Raw genomic sequence first — 898 nt, forward strand, 5'->3', positions numbered from 1 at the left:
AAAGAATGATCCGGCAATGGCGGCAGCCCCCAGGACAATCTGGAATACGCCACCTGACTTGGCCCCGGCGACTCTGGGAACAATATGAATTACAGCGCCATCAGGCAGAGTCTCATGTAACTGCGCCGTTAACCCGGACGTGCTGACGTCCCGCCCGGCAATCCGTACCTGATACCAGCCGTCGCTCAGTTTCTGACGAAACGCCGGGAGCTGTGTGGCCAGTGCCCGGATGGCTTCAGCCCCCGTTTTCACACGAAGGTCGATGCGGCGACCAAATCGTTGTAAATCCCCGTAAAGGCAGATGCGCGCCATGCCCGGTGACGCCAGAGGGAGTGTGTGCGTCGCTGCCATTTGTCGGTGTACCTCTCTCGTTTGCTCAGTTGTTCAGGAATATGGTGCAGCAGCTCGCCGTCGCCGCAGTAAATTGCGGCGTGATTCGGCACTGATGAACCAAAACAGCACAGCAGCACATCGCCCGGCTGTGCCGCTGACAACGGCACCTGATACAGCCCCGTCGCCTCCAGATTATCCAGATAGAGATTCTGGCCGTTACGCCACCAGTCATCCTCACGATGAAAGTCCGGCATCTCAATCCCCGCCAGATGATAAGCATCCCGGAACAGTGTGTAACAGTCCGTCACACCGTGCTCAAAGCGCCGCCCGGTGAGATGCGGCACACAGCGGAACTTATGAATCGTCCCCCGGCAGACCAGCCACCACGGCAAATCACTCTGCACCTGCAGCCGCCGGTCGGCCTCACTCAGCCAGGGCAGACCACCGGGGTGGCTGTGGACCAGCGCCACAATCTCACCCTGCATTTCTGCCTGCAGCCAGTCTTCCGGCGACATACGGAAATACGCCTCCGGCTCACCGGAGATATTCACGCAGGGGAAATATC

The 898-nt window shown here is 59.2% G+C and carries 2 protein-coding genes; both read right to left on the reverse strand.

Annotation, left to right across the window (positions count from 1 at the left end; genetic code table 11):
• A partial coding sequence (locus tag IA22_RS36250) for a tail assembly protein (RefSeq protein ID WP_479680731.1) occupies window positions 1-252 on the reverse strand: 252 nt, incomplete at its 3' end.
• Window positions 249-898: C40 family peptidase (locus tag IA22_RS36255; RefSeq protein ID WP_081889933.1), on the reverse strand; the 650-nt coding region annotated here is incomplete at its 5' end. The genes IA22_RS36250 and IA22_RS36255, both read right to left, overlap by 4 nt.

The sequence above is a fragment of the Kitasatospora papulosa genome (genome assembly GCF_000717245.1).
GTDB classification, from domain to species: domain Bacteria; phylum Actinomycetota; class Actinomycetes; order Streptomycetales; family Streptomycetaceae; genus Streptomyces; species Streptomyces papulosus.